General features: G+C 44.5%; 25 protein-coding genes. 24 read left to right on the forward strand and 1 reads right to left on the reverse strand.

Annotation, left to right across the window (positions count from 1 at the left end):
• Nucleotides 1-59: 59 nt before the first annotated feature.
• From QA442_RS02870 to QA442_RS02940, 15 genes are all read left to right on the forward strand, one after another.
• A complete protein-coding gene (locus tag QA442_RS02870) occupies nt 60-617 on the forward strand; it encodes a manganese efflux pump MntP (protein ID WP_069150488.1) in 558 nt (185 codons plus the stop codon).
• Nucleotides 618-692: 75 nt separating this feature from the next.
• A complete protein-coding gene (gene prpB, locus QA442_RS02875) occupies nt 693-1,145 on the forward strand; it encodes a protein arginine phosphatase PrpB (RefSeq protein WP_040081549.1) in 453 nt (150 codons plus the stop codon).
• Nucleotides 1,146-1,301: 156 nt separating this feature from the next.
• Nucleotides 1,302-1,751 (forward strand): ribose 5-phosphate isomerase B, encoded by a 450-nt coding sequence (gene rpiB / locus QA442_RS02880; RefSeq protein WP_095432237.1) that lies wholly within the window; start codon nt 1,302-1,304, stop codon nt 1,749-1,751.
• Nucleotides 1,752-1,763: 12 nt separating this feature from the next.
• Nucleotides 1,764-2,306 (forward strand): TIGR01440 family protein, encoded by a 543-nt coding sequence (locus QA442_RS02885; protein WP_095432236.1) that lies wholly within the window; start codon nt 1,764-1,766, stop codon nt 2,304-2,306.
• Between the two features lie 205 nt (nt 2,307-2,511).
• Nucleotides 2,512-3,759, forward strand: a complete 1,248-nt coding sequence (gene glyA / locus QA442_RS02890; RefSeq protein ID WP_014665721.1) for a serine hydroxymethyltransferase — start codon at nt 2,512-2,514, stop codon at nt 3,757-3,759.
• Nucleotides 3,760-3,896: 137 nt separating this feature from the next.
• Nucleotides 3,897-4,526 carry a uracil phosphoribosyltransferase gene (upp, locus tag QA442_RS02895; protein WP_003227670.1) on the forward strand — a complete coding sequence of 210 codons (630 nt, stop codon included), beginning with the start codon at nt 3,897-3,899 and terminating at the stop codon, nt 4,524-4,526.
• Nucleotides 4,527-4,951: 425 nt separating this feature from the next.
• A complete protein-coding gene (gene atpI / locus QA442_RS02900) occupies nt 4,952-5,335 on the forward strand; it encodes an ATP synthase subunit I (protein ID WP_003243159.1) in 384 nt (127 codons plus the stop codon).
• A gap of 7 nt (nt 5,336-5,342) precedes the next feature.
• Entirely contained in the window at nt 5,343-6,077 is a 735-nt protein-coding gene (gene atpB / locus QA442_RS02905) for a F0F1 ATP synthase subunit A (RefSeq protein WP_014665720.1), read from the forward strand.
• A 45-nt stretch (nt 6,078-6,122) separates the two neighbouring features.
• Nucleotides 6,123-6,335, forward strand: coding sequence for a F0F1 ATP synthase subunit C (gene atpE / locus QA442_RS02910; protein ID WP_003151167.1), 213 nt, complete (start codon nt 6,123-6,125; stop codon nt 6,333-6,335).
• Between the two features lie 162 nt (nt 6,336-6,497).
• Nucleotides 6,498-7,010, forward strand: a complete 513-nt coding sequence (gene atpF / locus QA442_RS02915; RefSeq protein ID WP_003244051.1) for a F0F1 ATP synthase subunit B — start codon at nt 6,498-6,500, stop codon at nt 7,008-7,010.
• The gene (locus tag QA442_RS02920) at nt 7,007-7,552 is read left to right on the forward strand and encodes a F0F1 ATP synthase subunit delta (RefSeq protein ID WP_014665718.1); all 546 of its coding nucleotides are present in this window, start codon (nt 7,007-7,009) and stop codon (nt 7,550-7,552) included. Before atpF ends, QA442_RS02920 begins: the two co-directional genes overlap by 4 nt.
• Nucleotides 7,553-7,568: 16 nt before the next feature.
• A complete protein-coding gene (atpA, locus tag QA442_RS02925; RefSeq protein WP_279473668.1) occupies nt 7,569-9,077 on the forward strand; it encodes a F0F1 ATP synthase subunit alpha in 1,509 nt (502 codons plus the stop codon).
• Nucleotides 9,078-9,153: 76 nt separating this feature from the next.
• Nucleotides 9,154-10,017, forward strand: a complete 864-nt coding sequence (atpG, locus tag QA442_RS02930; protein WP_040081552.1) for an ATP synthase F1 subunit gamma — start codon at nt 9,154-9,156, stop codon at nt 10,015-10,017.
• Between the two features lie 25 nt (nt 10,018-10,042).
• On the forward strand, nt 10,043-11,464 hold the full coding sequence (gene atpD, locus QA442_RS02935; protein ID WP_003235764.1) for a F0F1 ATP synthase subunit beta: 1,422 nt from the start codon (nt 10,043-10,045) through the stop codon (nt 11,462-11,464).
• Nucleotides 11,465-11,487: 23 nt separating this feature from the next.
• On the forward strand, nt 11,488-11,886 hold the full coding sequence (locus QA442_RS02940; protein WP_014478254.1) for a F0F1 ATP synthase subunit epsilon: 399 nt from the start codon (nt 11,488-11,490) through the stop codon (nt 11,884-11,886).
• Nucleotides 11,887-11,921: 35 nt separating this feature from the next.
• On the opposite strand, the gene QA442_RS02945 is transcribed toward QA442_RS02940, so the two are convergent.
• Nucleotides 11,922-12,395 carry a hypothetical protein gene (locus QA442_RS02945; RefSeq protein ID WP_080478362.1) on the reverse strand — a complete coding sequence of 158 codons (474 nt, stop codon included), beginning with the start codon at nt 12,393-12,395 and terminating at the stop codon, nt 11,922-11,924.
• 169 nt (nt 12,396-12,564) lie between these two features.
• On the opposite strand from QA442_RS02945, the gene QA442_RS02950 reads away from it, so the two are divergent.
• The 9 genes from QA442_RS02950 to moaA all read left to right on the forward strand — a co-directional run bounded on the left by QA442_RS02950 (nt 12,565) and on the right by moaA (nt 20,496).
• Nucleotides 12,565-12,795, forward strand: a complete 231-nt coding sequence (locus QA442_RS02950) for a DUF1146 family protein (protein ID WP_003227691.1) — start codon at nt 12,565-12,567, stop codon at nt 12,793-12,795.
• Nucleotides 12,796-12,930: 135 nt separating this feature from the next.
• Nucleotides 12,931-13,671 (forward strand): YwmB family TATA-box binding protein, encoded by a 741-nt coding sequence (locus QA442_RS02955; protein WP_095432235.1) that lies wholly within the window; start codon nt 12,931-12,933, stop codon nt 13,669-13,671.
• A gap of 33 nt (nt 13,672-13,704) precedes the next feature.
• Nucleotides 13,705-15,015, forward strand: a complete 1,311-nt coding sequence (murA, locus tag QA442_RS02960; protein WP_040081555.1) for a UDP-N-acetylglucosamine 1-carboxyvinyltransferase — start codon at nt 13,705-13,707, stop codon at nt 15,013-15,015.
• 195 nt (nt 15,016-15,210) lie between these two features.
• Nucleotides 15,211-16,242 (forward strand): stage II sporulation protein D, encoded by a 1,032-nt coding sequence (spoIID, locus tag QA442_RS02965; protein WP_095432234.1) that lies wholly within the window; start codon nt 15,211-15,213, stop codon nt 16,240-16,242.
• A gap of 384 nt (nt 16,243-16,626) precedes the next feature.
• The gene (locus QA442_RS02970) at nt 16,627-17,310 is read left to right on the forward strand and encodes a vWA domain-containing protein (RefSeq protein WP_024571497.1); all 684 of its coding nucleotides are present in this window, start codon (nt 16,627-16,629) and stop codon (nt 17,308-17,310) included.
• Nucleotides 17,311-17,633: 323 nt separating this feature from the next.
• Nucleotides 17,634-18,308 (forward strand): vWA domain-containing protein, encoded by a 675-nt coding sequence (locus tag QA442_RS02975; RefSeq protein WP_069838531.1) that lies wholly within the window; start codon nt 17,634-17,636, stop codon nt 18,306-18,308.
• Nucleotides 18,309-18,402: 94 nt separating this feature from the next.
• Entirely contained in the window at nt 18,403-18,564 is a 162-nt protein-coding gene (locus tag QA442_RS02980) for a hypothetical protein (RefSeq protein ID WP_014665707.1), read from the forward strand.
• Between the two features lie 102 nt (nt 18,565-18,666).
• Nucleotides 18,667-19,455: a formate dehydrogenase accessory sulfurtransferase FdhD gene (fdhD, locus tag QA442_RS02985; RefSeq protein ID WP_095432233.1), complete on the forward strand. Its 789-nt coding sequence runs from the start codon at nt 18,667-18,669 to the stop codon at nt 19,453-19,455.
• Between the two features lie 15 nt (nt 19,456-19,470).
• Nucleotides 19,471-20,496 carry a GTP 3',8-cyclase MoaA gene (gene moaA / locus QA442_RS02990; RefSeq protein WP_040081560.1) on the forward strand — a complete coding sequence of 342 codons (1,026 nt, stop codon included), beginning with the start codon at nt 19,471-19,473 and terminating at the stop codon, nt 20,494-20,496.
• The last annotated feature ends 140 nt before the right edge of the window (nt 20,497-20,636 follow it).

Raw genomic sequence — 20,636 nt, forward strand, 5'->3', positions numbered from 1 at the left:
CCCTTTTTGGACACGCATAGGCTAAAAAAGCGGGGCGTGTCCAAGGGGGTTATTTATGTATGTCGGATTTGTTTATAGGCGAACTGATGACATTAAGCATCATGGCGTTTGCTTTAGGGATGGATGCTTTTTCTGTCGGCCTTGGAATGGGCATGGTCAAACTCAGAAAGAAGCAGATATTCTATATCGGTTTCATCATCGGCCTTTTTCACGTTATCATGCCTCTCGCGGGGATGGCGGCCGGTAACATGCTGTCAGGGCTCCTCGGCGTGTTAGCGGTTTATATCGGAGGGGCGCTGCTTTTTGTTCTTGGGGTTCAAATGCTTATGGCTTCTTTTAAACAGTCAGAAGAACGATTGATGTCGCCGGCAGGGCCGGGCTTATTGCTGTTTGCCGTCGGCGTCAGCCTTGACAGCTTTTCCGTCGGCTTGAGCTTGGGAATATACGGCTCGCATCCGCTCCTCACAATCACCCTTTTTGGGCTGTTCAGCATGATGCTGACATGGCTTGGCCTTTTGGTCGGAAAACAAGTGCAGTCATGGCTTGGCACATACAGCGAAGCGCTCGGGGGCATCATATTAATCGTATTCGGCCTAAAGCTGCTATTGCCAATTTAATATACCAATAAAAGAAACGAAGTCGCCGTTTCTTTTTTCTTCATATATAATAGAAAAAAATAAGGGGTGACTGACTTGGATATTATTTTTGTCTGTACTGGAAATACGTGCCGCAGCCCGATGGCTGAGGCGCTTTTTAAATCAATTGCAGAAACGGAAGGGCTGAATGTCAGTGTACGTTCGGCAGGCGTGTTTGCTTCGCCTAATGGGAGAGCGACGCCTCATGCAGTCGAAGCGCTGTTTGAAAAACACATTGCCCTAAATCATGTGTCTTCTCCATTAACTGAAGAACATATGGAATCGGCAGATTTGGTTCTGGCTATGACGCATCAGCACAAACAGATCATTGCCAGCCAATTTGGACGTTATCGTGATAAAGTGTTTACATTAAAAGAATATGTCACAGGCAGCCATGGGGATGTTATCGATCCGTTCGGCGGCTCAATTGACATCTATAAACAAACGCGAGATGAGCTTGAAGAACTTCTTCGGCAGCTGGCAAAACAGCTGAAAAAAGAAGGCAGGTAAGTTGCCAGAATATCTGCAAACAGGTCATTTGCAAATCCTGCGTGAAGGAGTAGAATATAGTGAAAAGCACATCATATGGTGTGAATCAAAGAGCGGACAGGCTGCGCGGTCAATAAAGCGGGCGGGCCGCATCACACACGCTGGGAGGAAAAGCAGATGAAAGTAGCCATTGCATCGGACCATGGCGGCGTTCACATTCGAAATGAAATCAAAGATTTAATGGACGAATTGCAAATTGAATATATTGATATGGGCTGCGACTGCGGCAGCGGCTCTGTCGATTATCCGGATTATGCTTTTCCGGTGGCCGAAAAAGTGGTTAGCGGCGAAGTTGACAGAGGAATTTTAATTTGCGGGACAGGCATCGGCATGAGCATTTCCGCAAATAAAGTAAAAGGGGTTCGCTGCGCGCTGGCGCACGATACCTTCAGCGCCAAGGCGACGAGGGAGCATAATGACACAAACATCCTTGCGATGGGTGAACGGGTGATCGGCCCTGGTCTGGCTCGGGAAATCGCAAAAATCTGGCTGACCACTGAGTTTACCGGGGGAAGACACCAAACGCGTATTGGAAAAATCTCAGATTATGAAGAGAAAAACCTGTAGGGGTGCTGTTTAATGAATGAGATGAAACAAACGTGGAAGGCGATGCTGTCTGAGTTTCAGGAACAAGCTGAATTGAAACAAGATCAGCTTTTCGTCCTTGGATGCAGCACGAGTGAAGTGGCCGGCAGCCGGATCGGCACATCGGGGAGTGTAGACATTGCAGAAAGCATCTTCAGCGGACTTGCCGAGCTTCGGGAAAAAACGGGAATCCATCTCGCGTTTCAATGCTGCGAGCATTTGAACAGAGCGCTTGTTGTCGAAGCAGACACGGCCCGGCTGTTCAGGCTTCCAACCGTTTCTGCCGTGCCCGTTCCAAAAGCGGGAGGCGCGATGGCGTCCTATGCGTTTAACCAGATGAAGTCTCCTGTTCTTGTTGAAACCATTCAGGCTGACGCAGGAATCGATATAGGCGATACGTTTATCGGCATGCATCTGAAGCCGGTGGCTGTCCCTGTGCGTGTCTCTCAAAACAGCCTCGGTTCAGCCCATGTGACATTCGCGCGTACACGGCCGAAACTAATCGGCGGAGTGCGGGCGGTTTATGATTGCGAATGAAAGGACTGCATGGCCAGTCTTTTCTTTTATTTTAAGACAGTGATATAAATTCCGAACTTTAAATTAAATTTAAGTTATCATTATTCGTTTTTACCAATAAAAATTTAGATTTTTTAAAAATAATCTTTTACATCAGCCTTAAAAACCATGTACAATAGTGATGGTAAAACAAAGAACAGGATACGGATAGGAGAGGATCTCGCTGATGAAACATTTACCTGCGCAAGACGAACAAGTGTTTAACGCCATTAAAAATGAGCGTGAACGCCAACAGACTAAGATCGAATTGATTGCTTCTGAGAACTTTGTAAGTGAAGCGGTTATGGAAGCACAAGGATCTGTTTTGACAAATAAATACGCAGAAGGATATCCGGGCAAACGCTACTACGGCGGATGCGAGCACGTCGATGTCGCTGAAGATATCGCTCGTGACCGCGCGAAGGAAATCTTTGGAGCGGAGCATGTAAACGTTCAGCCGCATTCAGGCGCACAAGCAAATATGGCAGTGTACTTCACGATTTTGGAGCAAGGCGATACTGTACTTGGGATGAACCTCTCCCACGGCGGCCATTTAACACACGGAAGCCCAGTCAACTTCAGCGGTGTTCAATATAACTTTGTTGAGTACGGCGTAGATAAAGAAACTCAATATATTGATTACGATGACGTGCGTGAAAAAGCCCTCGCTCATAAACCAAAGCTTATCGTAGCAGGAGCAAGTGCGTATCCTCGTACAATCGACTTTAAGAAATTCCGTGAAATTGCTGATGAAGTCGGCGCTTACTTCATGGTGGATATGGCGCATATCGCAGGACTTGTTGCGGCAGGCCTTCATCCAAACCCGGTTCCTTATGCTGATTTCGTTACAACAACAACACATAAAACACTTCGCGGTCCTCGCGGCGGTATGATCCTTTGCCGTGAAGAGTTTGGCAAGAAAATTGATAAATCAATCTTCCCTGGCATTCAAGGCGGCCCGCTGATGCACGTTATTGCCGCAAAAGCTGTTTCATTCGGCGAAGTATTGCAGGACGATTTCAAAACATATGCACAAAACGTCATTTCAAACGCGAAACGTTTGGCTGAAGCGTTAACGAAAGAGGGCATCCAGCTTGTTTCAGGCGGAACTGACAACCACCTTATCCTTGTTGACCTTCGTTCTCTCGGACTGACTGGTAAGGTTGCAGAGCACGTACTTGATGAAATCGGTATTACATCTAACAAAAACGCGATTCCATACGATCCTGAAAAACCTTTCGTTACAAGCGGTATCCGTCTTGGTACAGCTGCTGTAACCAGCCGCGGTTTTGACGGAGACGCATTGGAAGAAGTCGGTGCTATCATTGCGCTTGCATTGAAAAACCACGAAGATGAAGGGAAACTTGAAGAAGCAAGACAGCGTGTAGCTGCTCTGACTGATAAATTTCCTTTATATAAAGAATTAGATTATTAAGATCCAAAAAACCCGCTTGGGGCTTTATGCCAGGCGGGTTTTTTGACGATGTTCTTGAAACTCAATGTCTTTTTTTGTAGAATCAATAGAAGTGTGTAATTGTTGATGGGACAATAAAAAAGGAGCTGAAACACAGTATGGGAAAGGTTTATGTATTTGATCATCCTTTAATTCAGCACAAGCTGACATATATACGGAATGAAAATACAGGTACGAAGGATTTTAGAGAGTTAGTAGATGAAGTAGCCACACTTATGGCATTTGAAATTACCCGCGATCTTCCTTTGGAAGAAGTGGACATCAATACACCGGTTCAGGCTGCAAAATCGAAAGTCATCTCAGGGAAAAAACTCGGAGTGGTTCCTATCCTAAGAGCAGGATTGGGAATGGTTGACGGCATTTTAAAGCTGATTCCCGCTGCAAAAGTGGGGCATGTCGGCCTTTACCGTGATCCTGAAACCTTAAAACCCGTGGAATACTATGTCAAGCTTCCTTCTGATGTGGAAGAGCGTGAATTCATCGTGGTTGACCCGATGCTCGCTACAGGCGGTTCCGCAGTTGAAGCCATTCACAGCCTCAAAAAACGCGGTGCGAAAAATATCCGTTTCATGTGTCTTGTAGCAGCGCCGGAGGGTGTGGAAGAATTGCAGAAGCATCATTCGGACGTTGATATTTACATCGCGGCGCTTGATGAAAAATTAAACGAAAAAGGCTATATTGTTCCAGGTCTCGGAGACGCGGGAGACCGCATGTTTGGAACAAAATAAAAAAGAAAACCCCAAAATAAAGGGGGTTCTTTTTTTATCCAGTTTTTTGATATTCGGTCAATTTGTATACAATTATAGGTGAAAATGTGAACATTCTGTGGAGACGTAAAGTATAAAAAGTTTTTTAACTTTAAACAGATTGACACATGTTAGGGGCTATTGTATGCTAAACGAGGGTATTATGAGAAGGTTTTCATAGCTTTCATTATAGTCCTCATCCCCAATGTAAATCCTCTCAGCAAACCCGTATTATGAGGATTTATTTAAGCGAATGAAACAGCATCCCTGCAAGGCTTGCGGATGAATGATTTTTTCGAACAGGCCCGTTTTTTGCCGATCAAAAAAGGTCTTCTACTAAGGGTTAACCGCTGATTTTTGCCGTATCCAAGCTATACATTATTTTTTCATCAGGAGACAGATAATTGATGGACGATCCCAAGCTTACATTTAGCAGACAACGCAAATATTTATTGTTCATTTTGGCAGTGTATGTACTGGGTTATGGTTTAACAGCGTATAAAACCGTTTTTTTAGGCCTTATTCTGGGAACTGTTTTCAGTTTGTTTAATTTTTTACTGCTCGTCAGGAGAATGAATGCTTTTGACAGAGCTGTTGAGAAAGGAAAGTCCATACGATCTCTCGGGAGCGCAGCGCGGTGGTGCAATGCGATTCTTGCTGTGGCTGTCGCCTATAAAAATCCCGAATATTTTCATATGGCAAGTACAGTTATTGGATTAATGACAATATACCCTGTCATTATGATAGATTCCTTTATCCAGCTTAAACGTTCATCAATGGAAGAGAGGTGAAAACCCTTTGAATCATGGTTACAGAACTATAGAATTTCTAGGTCTTACTTTTAATCTGACAAACATTCTGATGATTACTGTGGCGAGTGTGATTGTTTTATTGATTGCTATATTAACGACAAGAACGCTTTCGATCCGTCCTGGAAAAGCCCAGAACTTTATGGAATGGATTGTTGATTTCGTCCGCAATATTATTGGCAGTACAATGGATTTAAAAACAGGGGCTAACTTCTTGGCACTTGGTGTCACATTGCTGATGTACATATTTGTGTCGAATATGCTGGGGCTGCCGTTTTCTATTACAATCGGACATGAGCTCTGGTGGAAGTCTCCGACAGCGGATCCTGCCATTACATTAACGCTAGCCGTGATGGTTGTTGCTTTAACCCACTACTATGGTGTGAAGATGAAAGGGCTCAAGGAATATTCCAAAGACTATTTGAGACCTGTGCCATTCATGCTCCCGATGAAAATCATCGAAGAGTTTGCGAATACGCTGACTCTCGGTTTGCGGCTTTATGGTAACATCTTCGCCGGAGAAATTCTTCTCGGCCTGCTTGCAGGATTAGCGACAAGTCACTATTCGCAAAGCGTGGCTCTCGGTCTTGTCGGTACAGTCGGCGCGATTCTGCCGATGCTGGCATGGCAAGCATTCAGTTTATTTATTGGTGCCATCCAGGCATTTATCTTTACGATGCTGACGATGGTGTACATGTCTCATAAAATCAGTCATGATCATTAAAACATTATATCCAAACGGATAACATTTTAAAGGAGGAACTTTTTCATGAATTTAATAGCAGCTGCGATCGCAATTGGTTTAGGCGCACTTGGTGCAGGTATTGGTAACGGTTTGATTGTTTCACGTACGGTAGAGGGGATTGCCCGTCAACCGGAAGCAGGTAAAGAACTAAGAACTCTTATGTTCATGGGTATCGCATTAGTTGAAGCCCTTCCTATTATCGCTGTCGTTATCGCATTCTTAGCGTTCTTTGGCTAAGCATAAAAGCCTTATATGAACTAAAAATGGCGAAGATCATTCCAAGAGAACCTTCGCCATTGCTTTATGTCTGATAAGCATCCCGCCTTGCCGGCTGAAAAGAGACAAGTGCGGCTGCTGGATCAGCAAAGAAAAACCTGCAGAAGGGAGTTGCCGTAGTAGATGTCTCAATTACCACTTGAACTAGGATTGTCGTTTAACGGCGGAGATATCCTGTTCCAACTGTTAGCTATGTTAATCTTATTAGCGCTTCTGAAGAAATACGCTTTAGGGCCGCTATTAAACATAATGAAACAGCGTGAAGACCACATCGCTGGAGAAATTACGTCTGCTGAAGAAAAAAATAAAGAAGCGCAGCAGCTGATTGAAGAGCAGCGCGTTCTTTTAAAAGAAGCAAGACAGGAATCCCAAACTCTTATCGAAAACGCAAAGAAACTGGGAGAGAAGCAAAAAGAAGAGATTATTCAGGCTGCACGTGCAGAATCTGAACGTCTGAAAGAAGCAGCAAGAACTGAAATCGTGAAGGAAAAAGAACAGGCGGTTTCTGCTCTCCGTGAGCAAGTAGCGTCTCTTTCTGTCATGATTGCGTCGAAAGTGATCGAAAAAGAACTGGATGAACAAGCTCAAGAGAAATTAATCCAGGACTATCTTAAAGAGGTAGGAGAAAGCCGATGAGTGGATCAGCTGTCTCTAAACGATATGCATCAGCTCTTTTTGATATAGCCAATGAGTCTGCTCAGCTGAATCAAGTAGAAGAAGAGCTAATTGTTGTAAAACAAGTATTTCAAAATGAAAAAGCGCTTAATGATGTGTTAAACCATCCGAAGGTGCCGGCTGCGAAGAAAAAAGAGCTGATTCAACATGCATTTGGCTCTTTGTCACAGTCCGTACTCAATACGATTTTTCTTTTGATTGACCGCCATCGTGCCGCGATTGTCCCTGAGCTCACAGATGAGTTTATCAAACTCGCAAATGTGGCCCGTCAAACAGAAGACGCTATCGTATATTCAGTGAAACCGCTGACGGATGCAGAAATGTTACCATTATCACAAGTGTTTGCAAAAAAAGCCGGAGTCGCTTCATTGAGAATCAGAAATGAAGTGCAGACGGATTTAATAGGCGGCATTAAAGTCCGCATTGGAAACCGGATTTATGACGGCAGCGTAAGCGGGAAGCTTCAGCGCATCGAACGTCAATTAGCCGGAGAAAATCGATAGAAGGGGTGAAACCTAAGTGAGCATCAAAGCTGAAGAGATTAGCACACTGATAAAACAGCAAATACAAAATTATCAATCTGATATTGAAGTTCAAGACGTAGGTACAGTCATCCAAGTCGGTGACGGTATTGCTCGTGTGCACGGCCTTGACAACTGTATGGCCGGTGAACTTGTCGAATTTTCAAACGGTGTTTTGGGTATGGCTCAAAACCTTGAAGAATCAAACGTAGGTATCGTCATCTTAGGACCTTTCAGTGAGATCCGTGAGGGAGACGAAGTAAAAAGAACAGGCCGCATCATGGAGGTCCCTGTTGGTGAAGAGTTAATCGGCCGTATCGTAAATCCGCTAGGCCAGCCGGTAGACGGACTTGGCCCGATCCTGACAAGCAAAACTCGTCCGATCGAAAGCCCTGCGCCAGACGTTATGGACCGTAAATCCGTTCATGAACCGCTTCAAACCGGTATCAAAGCGATCGATGCACTGATTCCAATCGGACGCGGCCAGCGTGAGCTGATCATCGGCGACCGTCAAACAGGTAAAACTTCTGTTGCGATCGATGCGATCCTAAACCAAAAAGACCAAGACATGATCTGCGTATATGTTGCGATCGGTCAAAAAGAATCAACAGTCCGCGGCGTAGTAGAAACATTGCGTAAACACGGCGCGCTTGATTATACAATTGTTGTAACGGCGTCTGCGTCACAGCCGGCACCGCTTCTGTACCTGGCACCGTATGCTGGGGTTACAATGGCAGAAGAATTTATGTACAGCGGCAAGCATGTTCTTGTTGTATATGATGATCTTTCTAAACAAGCAGCTGCTTACCGTGAGCTGTCCTTGCTTCTTCGCCGTCCGCCAGGCCGTGAAGCGTTCCCTGGGGATGTATTCTATCTTCATTCCCGTCTGCTTGAGCGTGCAGCAAAGCTTAGCGACGCGAAAGGCGCAGGATCAATTACAGCTCTGCCGTTCGTAGAAACACAAGCCGGAGATATCTCTGCTTATATTCCGACGAACGTCATTTCCATCACCGACGGACAGATCTTCCTGCAATCTGATTTGTTCTTCTCAGGCGTACGTCCAGCGATCAACGCCGGATTGTCTGTATCCCGTGTCGGCGGCTCAGCGCAAATCAAAGCGATGAAAAAAGTATCAGGTACTTTGCGTCTTGACCTTGCGTCATACCGTGAGCTGGAAGCATTCGCTCAATTCGGTTCTGACCTCGACCAAGCGACTCAGGCAAAACTGAACCGCGGTGCGCGTACAGTTGAAGTGCTGAAGCAGGATCTGAACAAGCCGCTTCCGGTTGAAAACCAAGTAGCCATTCTTTATGCGCTGACAAAAGGATATCTTGATGATATTCCTGTGGCGGATATCAGACGTTTTGAAGAAGAGTACTACATGTACCTTGACCAAAACCATAGAGACCTGCTTGACGGAATTGCGAAAACAGGAAACCTTCCTGCTGATGAAGACTTCAAAGCTGCAATCGAAGGCTTCAAACGTACATTTGCACCAAGCAACTAACTCGAATGCTGATGAGAGAAAAAGGTTCTCTTTTTCTCTCTTTTTACGCAGATGAAGAGAAAAGGTGGTGAAATCTTTGGCCTCATTACGCGATATTAAGTCAAGGATCACGTCAACGAAAAAAACGAGCCAGATTACAAAAGCCATGCAGATGGTATCTGCGGCTAAGCTGAATCGTGCTGAAAACAATGCAAAATCATTTGTGCCATATATGGATAAAATCCAAGAGGTTGTGTCAAACGTCGGGAGAGTTTCCGGCAACGTGAAGCATCCGATGCTTCTCAGCAGAGAAGTGAAAAAAACGGCATACCTTGTCATTACGTCTGACCGCGGTCTTGCCGGCGCTTTTAACAGTTCGGTTTTACGAAGTGCTTATCAGGCCATGCAGGAACGTCATCAGTCTAAGGATGAGTATGCGGTGATTGCCATCGGAAGAGTGGGCCGTGATTTCTTTAGGAAGCGTGAGATTCCGATCATTTCCGAGTTAACAGGGCTTGGAGATGAAGTAACGTTTACAGAAATTAAGGATCTTGCCCGTCAAACGATCCAAATGTTTATAGACGGTGCGTTTGATGAACTGCACCTTGTTTATAACCATTTTGTCAGCGCCATTTCTCAAGAAGTAACGGAGAAAAAACTTCTGCCGTTATCTGATTTGGGCAGCAGCGGCGGAAAAAGAACGGCGTCTTATGAATTTGAACCATCTGAAGAGGAGGTTCTGGAGGTTTTGCTTCCTCAATATGCAGAAAGCTTAATCTTCGGTGCGCTTCTTGACAGTAAAGCAAGTGAGCACGCTGCAAGAATGACGGCGATGAAAAATGCGACGGACAACGCGAAGGAACTTATCGATTCACTTTCGCTTTCATACAACCGCGCTCGCCAAGCAGCCATCACACAAGAAATTACGGAAATTGTCGGCGGAGCAGCCGCTTTAGAATAGGAAGATTTTGTCAGGAGGGATAGCGATGAAGAAAGGACGCGTTAGCCAGGTATTAGGACCGGTCGTCGACGTGCGTTTTGAAGACGGTCACTTGCCTGAAATTTATAATGCGATTAAAATTTCACAGCCAGCTGCAAGTGAAAACGAAGTAGGTATTGATTTAACGCTTGAGGTCGCTCTTCATTTAGGTGATGATACAGTACGTACAATCGCAATGGCATCTACGGATGGTGTTCAGCGCGGTATGGAAGCTGTAGATACAGGAGCGCCAATCTCAGTACCGGTTGGTGATGTAACACTCGGACGTGTATTTAACGTTCTCGGAGAAAATATTGATTTGAATGAGCCGGTTCCTGCGGATGCGAAAAAGGATCCGATTCACAGACAGGCGCCATCATTCGATCAGCTTTCAACAGAAGTTGAAATTCTTGAAACAGGTATTAAAGTTGTTGACTTGCTTGCTCCTTACATCAAGGGCGGTAAAATCGGATTGTTCGGCGGTGCCGGTGTAGGTAAAACCGTATTAATCCAGGAATTAATCAACAACATCGCGCAAGAGCATGGCGGTATCTCTGTATTCGCCGGCGTAGGAGAGCGTACTCGTGAAGGGAACGACCTTTTCTATGAAATGAGTGACTCTGGCGTAATCAACAAAACAGCCATGGTATTCGGACAAATGAACGAGCCGCCGGGCGCACGTATGCGTGTTGCTTTGACAGGCCTTACAATGGCTGAGCACTTCCGTGATGTACAAGGACAGGACGTACTGTTCTTCATCGATAACATTTTCCGTTTCACACAAGCGGGTTCTGAGGTTTCAGCCCTTCTTGGCCGTATGCCTTCAGCGGTTGGTTATCAGCCGACGCTTGCAACTGAAATGGGTCAGCTCCAAGAGCGTATCACGTCTACGAACGTTGGATCAGTTACATCTATCCAGGCGATCTACGTGCCTGCCGATGACTACACTGACCCAGCGCCGGCGACAACGTTCGCTCACTTGGATGCGACAACAAACCTTGAGCGTAAATTAACTGAAATGGGTATTTACCCTGCGGTTGATCCGTTGGCATCTACATCACGCGCCCTTGCTCCTGAAATTGTTGGAGAAGAGCATTATGCTGTTGCACGTGAAGTACAGTCAACGCTTCAGCGTTACAAAGAGCTTCAAGATATCATTGCGATTCTCGGTATGGATGAATTAAGTGATGAAGACAAGCTTGTCGTTCAACGCGCACGCCGTATCCAGTTCTTCCTTTCTCAAAACTTCCACGTGGCTGAACAGTTCACTGGACAAAAAGGTTCTTACGTGCCTGTAAAAGAGACGGTACAAGGCTTCAAAGAAATCTTAGCCGGTAAATACGACCATCTTCCAGAAGATGCGTTCCGTCTTGTAGGCCGTATCGAAGAAGTTGTTGAGAAAGCAAAAGAAATGGGTGTAGAAGTTTAATCTGGTCCTAGGAGGGTAAAAGCATGAAGACCGTTAAAGTCAATATCGTTACTCCCGACGGCCCAGTATACGATGCGGATATCGAAATGGTGAGTGTGAGAGCCGAAAGCGGCGATCTCGGTATTTTGCCAGGTCATATTCCAACCGTGGCTCCTCTTAAAATCGGCGCTGTCCGTCTGAAAAAAGACGGACAGACTGAAATGGTTGCCGTCAGCGGCGGATTTGTAGAAGTCCGTCCTGATCAGGTCACCATCCTAGCCCAGGCTGCCGAGACAGCGGAAGGCATCGATAAAGAGCGCGCTGAAGCTGCACGCCAGCGGGCGCAGGAGCGTTTGAATTCTCAATCAGATGATACTGACATTCGTCGGGCTGAGCTTGCGTTACAGCGGGCTTTGAACAGATTGGATGTAGCAGGGAAATAAGAAAAAAATCCTTCTCTTTATGAGAAGGATTTTTTTTATGAACGCACTAGAGAATCAAACAGCGACAGCAGCGGGCGATCCTCTTTTTGGCGCAAGTATAAACCATCACAGGTATTCATGGTATTCCACGATTTGCGATGTCTTCTAAAGCCCAGTGTATAAGCGCCGTCTTTATACGGATAAGGTTTTACAACCCATTCAGCATCTTCATGGTGGGCAATCACGCAATCTATAAGATAAACACTGATCATTTTCTCGAATTCTTCAATAGGAAGATTCCAATCAGCAAGCAAAAGCTCTTGTATACTTTGAAAATAGAGGTTTTCCAGCTCTTCAAGGCTTTCTCTCGTATAGGTAAGAGAAATGTTAAAAAACTGACACAATTCATTCAGTTCTTCAATCTGTGACTGTCTATAATCATAATAGAATGCAATTGCTTCCCATTCCTGTTCAAAAATTGGCAGGTCCTCACCATATTGCTTTTCAGGCTGAAAAAAAGAATGATTCACATTTGCCAGCTCCTTTCCAATAAAGTATATCATGTAAAAGAATCACACTTTAAGTGGGGGTTAGCCCTAGATTTGGCTGATTATTCCGTTCTGTATAAAATGTATCATCTTTATCTGCGCTTCTTATATAATAAGAAAGGGTATGAGCGCAGAGAAAGGAGTGTAATAGATGAGTGTATTGGGACAGCAGGCTGCAATCGGCATTGTCGTTCACCTGATTTTTATAGCAGTGACTTGGTGGGCGCTGCAAGCCGTCAATATAGATCCGTTAATCAAAAAAGGCAAAGTCGTGCAGGCAAGACTCCTGATGATTTTGCTGACAATCGCTATTGGAACGGCGGTTGCGAATTTCTTTTTAGATTACCTCAATTATTCACAGCAGCTTCCCTATCTATTTTAATAGGTTTTGACTATCGTCATCATGGGAATGGTTGGAGGAAGCGGGGTTGAAGCTATAGCTCGAGTTTTGACGAAGATTTTTACGTATGGCGCCTCTTGCCTCCGGTAAAACTGGGGATAAGGGGGAGAGATAAACATGAAGAAAAAACAAGTAAGCCACGCCATTATGATTTCCGTCATGTTAAGCTTCGTCATTGCTGTTTTCCATACCATTCATGCGAGTGAATTAACGCCGTTGGCACAAATAGCAGAGGGGATGGAACGCCAAGATGTGTCAATAGATAAGTGGACATTGCATGCAAAACAAAACATGTCACTGACCGAAAAAGAATTTGATCAAAAAGTGCAACGTTTAAAATCAGAGTATCGTCAATATGATTGGACGATTGCACAGGAAGATAAAGTCGTAAAGGCAATTGGCACATATACTGACAAAAAAAATCGCACTTCTTTTAGACTGCAGCTTGTCACAACCCTCAAAAAACACAACCCAACTTCGTATTTATTATATGAGCAAATGAGTCTTGAGACACCGGATAGCTGGAATAATACATATGAACAGTTTGAACGGGAGACACTTGGGATATTCCAAGAAAAAGTAGTTATTTTTACTTGTCTAAATGGTCATTTAGATGATAATATGAATATTGTTTTGCAAAAAAAAGCAAATCAGTTATTAAATGAATTTCAAGCAAGATCAGTAGAACATGTAGTTGAGCCAAATTTCGTTTCTATTTCTGCGTTTACAGATGAGTGGGAAGAGTACATTATGACCTCGAAACATAAGATGAATTTGCAAATTGCACTTAGAAGTGCAGGAATGGGCGGAAAACATACCGTTACGGTTGGCACACCAATCGTTACGACTGAATATTAATATAGAGAATTTAGGGACGCGGAGGGGAATACCTTGGAAAAAATCATCGTCCGCGGCGGTCAGAAGTTAAACGGCACAGTCAAAGTTGAAGGCGCTAAAAATGCCGTTTTACCTGTTATCGCTGCATCTTTATTAGCAAGTGAAGAAAAAAGCGTAATTTGTGATGTACCTACGCTCTCCGATGTATATACAATTAACGAAGTGTTGCGTCATTTAGGAGCAGATGTGCATTTTGAGAATAATGAAGTGACTGTGAATGCTTCATACGCTTTGCAAACTGAAGCACCTTTTGAATATGTTCGTAAAATGCGTGCGTCTGTGCTTGTCATGGGGCCGCTTCTTGCGCGTACAGGTCATGCAAGAGTTGCGCTTCCGGGTGGATGCGCAATTGGTTCCAGACCGATTGATCAGCATTTAAAAGGTTTTGAAGCAATGGGCGCTGAAATCAAAGTCGGTAATGGCTTCATTGAAGCTGAAGTAAAAGGCCGACTGCAAGGCGCAAAAATTTATCTGGACTTCCCAAGTGTAGGAGCTACAGAGAACCTGATTATGGCAGCTGCTTTAGCTGAAGGAACAACAACGCTGGAAAACGTGGCAAAAGAACCCGAAATCGTTGATTTAGCAAACTATATCAACGGCATGGGCGGAAAAATCCGCGGAGCTGGCACCGGCACCATCAAAATTGAAGGAGTCGAAAAGCTTCACGGCGTAAAACACCATATTATTCCTGACCGTATTGAAGCGGGCACATTTATGGTTGCTGCTGCAATCACTGAAGGAAACGTATTAGTAAAAGGAGCGGTTCCTGAGCACCTTACCTCTTTAATCGCAAAAATGGAAGAGATGGGTGTAACAATTAAGGATGAAGGTGAAGGCCTGCGTGTCATCGGCCCGAAAGAACTGAAACCGATTGATATCAAAACAATGCCTCACCCAGGCTTCCCGACTGATATGCAGTCACAAATGATGGCGCTTCTGCTTCGTGCAAGCGGCACAAGCATGATTACAGAAACTGTTTTTGAAAACCGTTTTATGCATGCGGAAGAATTCCGCCGTATGAATGGTGATATCAAGATTGAAGGACGTTCTGTCATCATTAACGGTCCTGTACAGCTTCAGGGAGCTGAAGTTGCAGCGACTGATTTGCGTGCAGGTGCAGCGCTGATTCTTGCGGGGTTAGTGGCTGAAGGTCATACACGTGTTACTGAACTGAAGCACTTAGACCGCGGTTACGTTGGTTTCCATAAGAAGCTTGCCGCTCTGGGCGCAGACATCGAACGTGTAAATGATGAGTCTGCTTCTGAGCAAGAGAATAAAGAAGTCGTTTCTGACTTAAATGCATAAACTTACTTGAAAATCAGTATGTCACTCTGGCATACTGGTTTTTTATTTTTTGTGTATTATCATCATTATGCGCAAAATAGCAAAAAAGAATACGTAAATGACAAATAAAGTTTCTGTCCAAAACGAGAGTCATATTAGCTTGTCCCTGCCCATAGACTAGACTAGAGTCGAATCCCGAGCAGGAGGCAGCTGAATATGAAACAATTCGCAATCACACTATCCGTACTATGTGCATTGATTCTCTTGGTTCCCACCCTTTTGGTTATACCGTTCCAGCATAATAAGGAAGCGGGGGCCAGTGTAGAATCAGAAAAGACAGCAGTCAGCACGAAACCAGCATCGAAAGGAGCAGAAACATTGAAGACATCACCTGTTTCTATTCCCGTCTATCGAACCGCAAATCAATCCGTAGAAAACATTCCGCTTGAAGAGTATGTGATTGGAGTCGTCGCCTCCGAAATGCCGGCAACCTTTAAACCTGAAGCGCTGAAAGCCCAGGCCCTCGCCGCCAGAACATTTATTGTCAGACTGATGGTGTCAAATTCAGCGGTTGAGGCCCCTAAAGGTTCACTGGTGGATGATACACAGATGTTCCAGGTGTATAAAAACAAAGCGGAGCTAAAAAAGCAGTGGGGCACAAGCTATGAAGCAAAACTGAAGAAAATCACAGATGCGGTTGCCAGTACGCAAGGCAAAATCCTAACGTACAACAACCAGCCGATTGAAGCCTCCTTTTTCTCCACAAGCAATGGCTACACAGAGAATGCAGAAGCTTATTGGACAAGTGCTATCCCATATTTAAAAAGTGTCAAAAGCCCATGGGATAAAAAGTCTCCGAAATATAAGTCAACAAAAACCTTTACAGCGGCAGAGTTTGAGCAAAAGCTTGGCGTCAAGCTGGATGGGTCTAGCGCAGTAGGAAGGATTACCGGAGAGACACCGGGCCACCAGGTCGCAACAGCTGTCATTAACGGCAAGACGCTGAAAGGAAGAGACATACGTGAAAAGCTAGGTCTCAACTCCGCCGATTTTGATTGGAAGCGAAATGGAGACACAATTACAGTCACGACGAGAGGATTTGGCCACGGTGTAGGGATGAGCCAATACGGAGCGAATTTTATGGCGAAAGAAGGAAAAACGGTTGATGACATCGTGAAGTACTATTATCAGGGCACACAAATTTCTGAGGCCGATTCGTTTTTGAATAAATATATGGCGAAAAAGTAAAAAAGACGCTCATTGAGCGTCTTTTTCTATTCCTGAATGTCTTTTATCTAAGAGCGGTTGAAACGGTTTAGAGGAGCTTCTGGCAGTCTTTAAGGACCAGTCCTTTTTTCCTGATTGCAGGTTTTAAGATTGTGGTAAAGTCATCCACATTTGTCGACAGACTTCGACAGACTCATATAACGAAAGCCGAAAGGCGGACAATCTTCTTTTTTCATAGGAGCGTTAGGTGGAAATCACTAATAAAAACATAGGTTTCTATGCAAAAGTAAACAACAGCAATGGGGAAGCCCGCCCTATTTATTTCTCGGTTTTTGTCGATTACGATAGGTTATGTTCAGCGTTGAACATCTGCACGCAGAAACAAATTGGTAAAGGGGTACGAACATGAAGAAAAGATTTTCACTGATCATGATGACGGGATTGTTATTTGGATTAACTTCACCTGCTTTTGCAGCTGAAAAGAAAGAAACGGAGGCTAAAGCTCCTGCGAACGTGGCAGTCTTGCTTGATGCCAGCGGAAGTATGGCGAAAAGAATAGACGGTGTCTCTAAATTTAATTCAGCCAAAAAAGAAATTTCAAAGTTTGCAAGCTCACTGCCAGAAGGAACTCAGGTGAAAATGAGTGTGTTTGGCTCTGAAGGAAACAATAAAAATTCCGGAAAAGTTCAATCATGTGAAGCCATTCGCAACGTATACGGCTTCCAAAGCTTTAACGAGCAAAGCTTCCTCAATTCTCTTAATACAATTGGGCCGACTGGCTGGACGCCAATTGCCAAAGCGCTGAATGAGGCGAAATCTTCTTTTGACCAGCTTGACGCAAAAGGGGAAAAAGTGGTGTATCTGTTGACAGACGGTGAGGAAACGTGCGGAGGAAATCCGATTAAAACAGCAAAGGAACTGCAAAAAGACAATATCACTGTGAATGTGATCGGTTTTGATTATAAAGAGGGATACAAAGGCCAGCTGAACGCGATTGCGAAAGTAGGCGGCGGTGAATACTTCCCTGCTTATACACAAAAAGATGTTGAGAAAATCTTCACTCAGCAATCATTGATGTTATCTAAATAAGAAAAAAAGAGGCTGATAGCGGTCAGCCTCTTTTTGGTATGTAACATAATGTTCAAAAGTAATCAGGTATCAGCCTGTAGCATAGTAGCAGATTTCCGTTTTTCTGTGATGATCAAGGCGAAAAAAGAATGAATCATGTCACAATCTGTATATGCTTTTTGGGCGAAAAAGGCTACATATCATCGGCATTTCAAGTGATTTTGAACAGAAAGTGAAAGCAGCACAAAAGGCAGCTTGCCCTATATCTTTTTGCATTTTCATATTCTAGCATAAAGAAGAATCCAGCTATAGTTGGAAAATATGATAAAGAAAGGAAGAAAAACATGAAAAAACTGCTGGCTGCCGGCATCATTGGATTGCTGACTGTCTCCTTTGCCTCCCCGTCTTTTGCCGCTGAGAAACAGACTGACACAAATGTAGCTGTTTTGTTTGATGGAAGCGGAAGCATGATTCAAAAAACAGGGGGAGAGCGCAAAATAGACATTGCCAAAAAATCAGTAAAGTCTTTTGCCGAGCTGCTTCCGAAGGATACAAATCTCATGCTTCGCGTTTTCGGACATGCTGGAAACAATAAATTGTCCGGCAAAGCTCTTTCATGCAGCACGACGGAAACCATTTACGGCCTTCACCCATATGAAGGATCGCTGTTTGACAATTCATTGAGTGAGATCAAGCCGACTGGCTGGACACCGATTGCCAAAGCACTTTCAGATACAAGAAAAGAATTTGAAGCTTTTGACGCTGACGGAAAAAATGTGGTGTACTTAATCACTGACGGTGAAGAAACGTGCGGCGGAGACCCAGCGGCGGAAATCGAAAAGCTTCGTGCATCGAATGTGGACACGATCGTAAACATTATTGGCTTCAACTTTGATGTTAAAGGCAATGAAGAGATGAAACAAGCGGCTGTAGCTGGAGGCGGAGAATACATTTCAGCGAACAGTGCGGATGAGTTTGAACAGGCTTGGGAAAAAGAAGCACAAAAATTTACTGAGTAAGGAACCTAAAGATCAGGCGCTCCCCCAGGCGCCTTTTTTTATTGGTTTAAAAACAGTTGGGGCGGGAATGATACCCTTAAAAGGGGTTGGACATATGAAATTATTAGGAATGATTTTTCTTATAGCCACCGTGGCATTCATATTGATTGGTGTTCTTCTAAAACTGGCAGCCTTCTTTTTTGTCAGCATTCTCACCTTGATCGCAGCTATCGTGCTGTTTACGGTCCTGAGAAAGAATCAGCATAATCAAACATAGAGTCCTTTGTACAGAGGGCTCTTTTTTATGCCTCAGAATTCGACAAAATCCGGGGAGTGTGAAAAAATATAAAGGCAGGAACATTGCGGAGGGGAAGAGACATTGAACGATAAAGCAACTGCGGTCAGGGATGTATGGCGCTATGAACAAGGGGAAATAAGCAAAATAAAAGACCGGATGGTAACGGAATACCCTTTGACAGTGATACTGAATGGCAGTGAATTTGTGACGCTCGTTTGCACGCCTGAGCATATCAAAGAGCTTGTCATCGGATTTCTCGCATCAGAGGGTGTAATACGATTTCAAAAAGAGATTAAAAGGTTTACAATAGATGAAAGTCTCGGTTTTGTTTATGTCGACCTCGTTCATCCTGAGACATTGGATCAAAAGGATTATACGAAACGGGTGATCGGCTCATGCTGCGGGAAGGGCCGTCATTTTTATTTTCAGCAGGATGTCAAAACAGCCAAGACGGCTGTCAGCCAAATCAAGATATCGCCTGATGCATGTCTGGCGCTTATGAAAGACATGCAGCAAATGAGCGGGACGTTTCAGGAGACGGGAGGCGTCCATAATGCGGCGCTATGCGACACAGAGAAACTGCTGTTGATGCGCACAGATATCGGCCGGCACAACGCACTTGATAAATTATACGGGCATTGTCTACTAAATGGGATGTCCGTCCGTGACAAACTGATTGTGTTCAGCGGCAGAATCTCATCAGAAGTTCTGTTAAAGGCGGCAAAAATCGGCGTGTCGATTGTCATTTCCAAATCGGCCCCGACGGAGCTTGCGATTCAAATGGCGGAAGAATTGAATATCACAGCGATCGGATTTGTCAGAAACGAATCATTTAATGTATATACACACCCTGAGAGAATCGGGGGATAGGAAGGGGCTGTAGCTATGATTACAGAGTCGCGTCAGATGTTGGATAAGAGAAACAGACCGCTGAGAGACCTTCGCATTTCTGTTACAGACCGCTGCAACTTCCGATGCACGTACTGTATGCCCGCCGAATTATTCGGTCCGGACTATCCTTTTTTAAAGAAAGAGGAGCTGCTTTCATTTGAGGAGCTGGAACGGCTTGCGACACTTTTTGTCACAAGATTTGGCGTTGAAAAAATCCGCTTGACCGGCGGAGAGCCCCTCATGAGAAAGGATATGCCGGAACTAATCAAAAAACTGGCCCGCATTCCGGGTGTCCGTGATATTGCGATGACGACAAACGGTTCACTGCTGCCTGTTTATGCGGAGAGGCTCAAGGAAGCCGGGCTGAAACGGGTTACGATCAGCCTTGATTCTTTAGAGGATGAGCGTTTTAAAAAGATAAACGGACGCGGCGTTTCTGTCAGCAAGGTGCTGGAAGGTATTGAAGCGGCGAAGCAAGCGGGGCTCGGTGTTAAAATCAATATGGTCGTTCAAAAGGGCGTCAATGAAAAAGATATACTGCCAATGGCCCGTTATTTTAAAGAAAAAGGCCATATCCTGAGATTCATTGAATTTATGGACGTAGGCAATACCAACCAATGGGAAAAGAAAGACGTTATGACGAAGGCGGAAATCATAGATTTGATCAATGAACACATGCCGGTTGAGCCGATAGCGCCTAATTATACAGGCGAAGTGGCTTCCAGATTCCGCTACTTGGACGGCTCCGGAGAAATCGGCGTCATCTCATCTGTATCTGATGCGTTCTGTGGATCTTGCAACAGGGCCCGTCTTTCTGCGAGGGGTGAGCTGTTCACCTGTTTATTCGCTTCAAGCGGATTTGACCTCAGAGCTCCGGTTCGGCAGGAATTAAGTGATGACGAACTGTCAGAAATGATCGGCACAGTCTGGAAAAACCGGATCGATCAGTATTCAGTCGATCGTACGCTATCAAAAGCATCAGGCAAAAAGAAAGTGGAAATGTCTTATATTGGCGGTTAATATGAAGTCAAAAGCTTATCGGCGCTGTCCGGTAAGCTTTTTTTATCAAAATCTGAGTGCAAAAAATTCGTATAAAAACCGAAATATATAAGGATAGGCATAAAGAAGGATTCATTGTAAGAAATTTTAATTCCAAAGCC

Source organism: Bacillus stercoris (assembly GCF_029772985.1).
GTDB classification, from domain to species: domain Bacteria; phylum Bacillota; class Bacilli; order Bacillales; family Bacillaceae; genus Bacillus; species Bacillus stercoris.

Bases quoted from the DNA above. Each gene is read 5' to 3' on its own strand.
- QA442_RS02870 (WP_069150488.1), top strand. From the start codon at position 60: ATGTCGGATTTGTTTATAGGCGAACTGATGACATTAAGCATCATGGCG.
- rpiB (WP_095432237.1), top strand. From the start codon at position 1,302: ATGAAAGTAGCCATTGCATCGGACCATGGCGGCGTTCACATTCGAAAT.
- QA442_RS02885 (WP_095432236.1), top strand. From the start codon at position 1,764: ATGAATGAGATGAAACAAACGTGGAAGGCGATGCTGTCTGAGTTTCAG.
- glyA (WP_014665721.1), top strand. From the start codon at position 2,512: ATGAAACATTTACCTGCGCAAGACGAACAAGTGTTTAACGCCATTAAA.
- upp (WP_003227670.1), top strand. From the start codon at position 3,897: ATGGGAAAGGTTTATGTATTTGATCATCCTTTAATTCAGCACAAGCTG.
- atpI (WP_003243159.1), top strand. From the start codon at position 4,952: ATGGACGATCCCAAGCTTACATTTAGCAGACAACGCAAATATTTATTG.
- atpE (WP_003151167.1), top strand. From the start codon at position 6,123: ATGAATTTAATAGCAGCTGCGATCGCAATTGGTTTAGGCGCACTTGGT.
- atpF (WP_003244051.1), top strand. From the start codon at position 6,498: ATGTCTCAATTACCACTTGAACTAGGATTGTCGTTTAACGGCGGAGAT.
- QA442_RS02920 (WP_014665718.1), top strand. From the start codon at position 7,007: ATGAGTGGATCAGCTGTCTCTAAACGATATGCATCAGCTCTTTTTGAT.
- atpD (WP_003235764.1), top strand. From the start codon at position 10,043: ATGAAGAAAGGACGCGTTAGCCAGGTATTAGGACCGGTCGTCGACGTG.
- QA442_RS02940 (WP_014478254.1), top strand. From the start codon at position 11,488: ATGAAGACCGTTAAAGTCAATATCGTTACTCCCGACGGCCCAGTATAC.
- QA442_RS02950 (WP_003227691.1), top strand. From the start codon at position 12,565: ATGAGTGTATTGGGACAGCAGGCTGCAATCGGCATTGTCGTTCACCTG.
- QA442_RS02955 (WP_095432235.1), top strand. From the start codon at position 12,931: ATGAAGAAAAAACAAGTAAGCCACGCCATTATGATTTCCGTCATGTTA.
- spoIID (WP_095432234.1), top strand. From the start codon at position 15,211: ATGAAACAATTCGCAATCACACTATCCGTACTATGTGCATTGATTCTC.
- QA442_RS02970 (WP_024571497.1), top strand. From the start codon at position 16,627: ATGAAGAAAAGATTTTCACTGATCATGATGACGGGATTGTTATTTGGA.
- QA442_RS02975 (WP_069838531.1), top strand. From the start codon at position 17,634: ATGAAAAAACTGCTGGCTGCCGGCATCATTGGATTGCTGACTGTCTCC.
- QA442_RS02980 (WP_014665707.1), top strand. From the start codon at position 18,403: ATGAAATTATTAGGAATGATTTTTCTTATAGCCACCGTGGCATTCATA.
- moaA (WP_040081560.1), top strand. From the start codon at position 19,471: ATGATTACAGAGTCGCGTCAGATGTTGGATAAGAGAAACAGACCGCTG.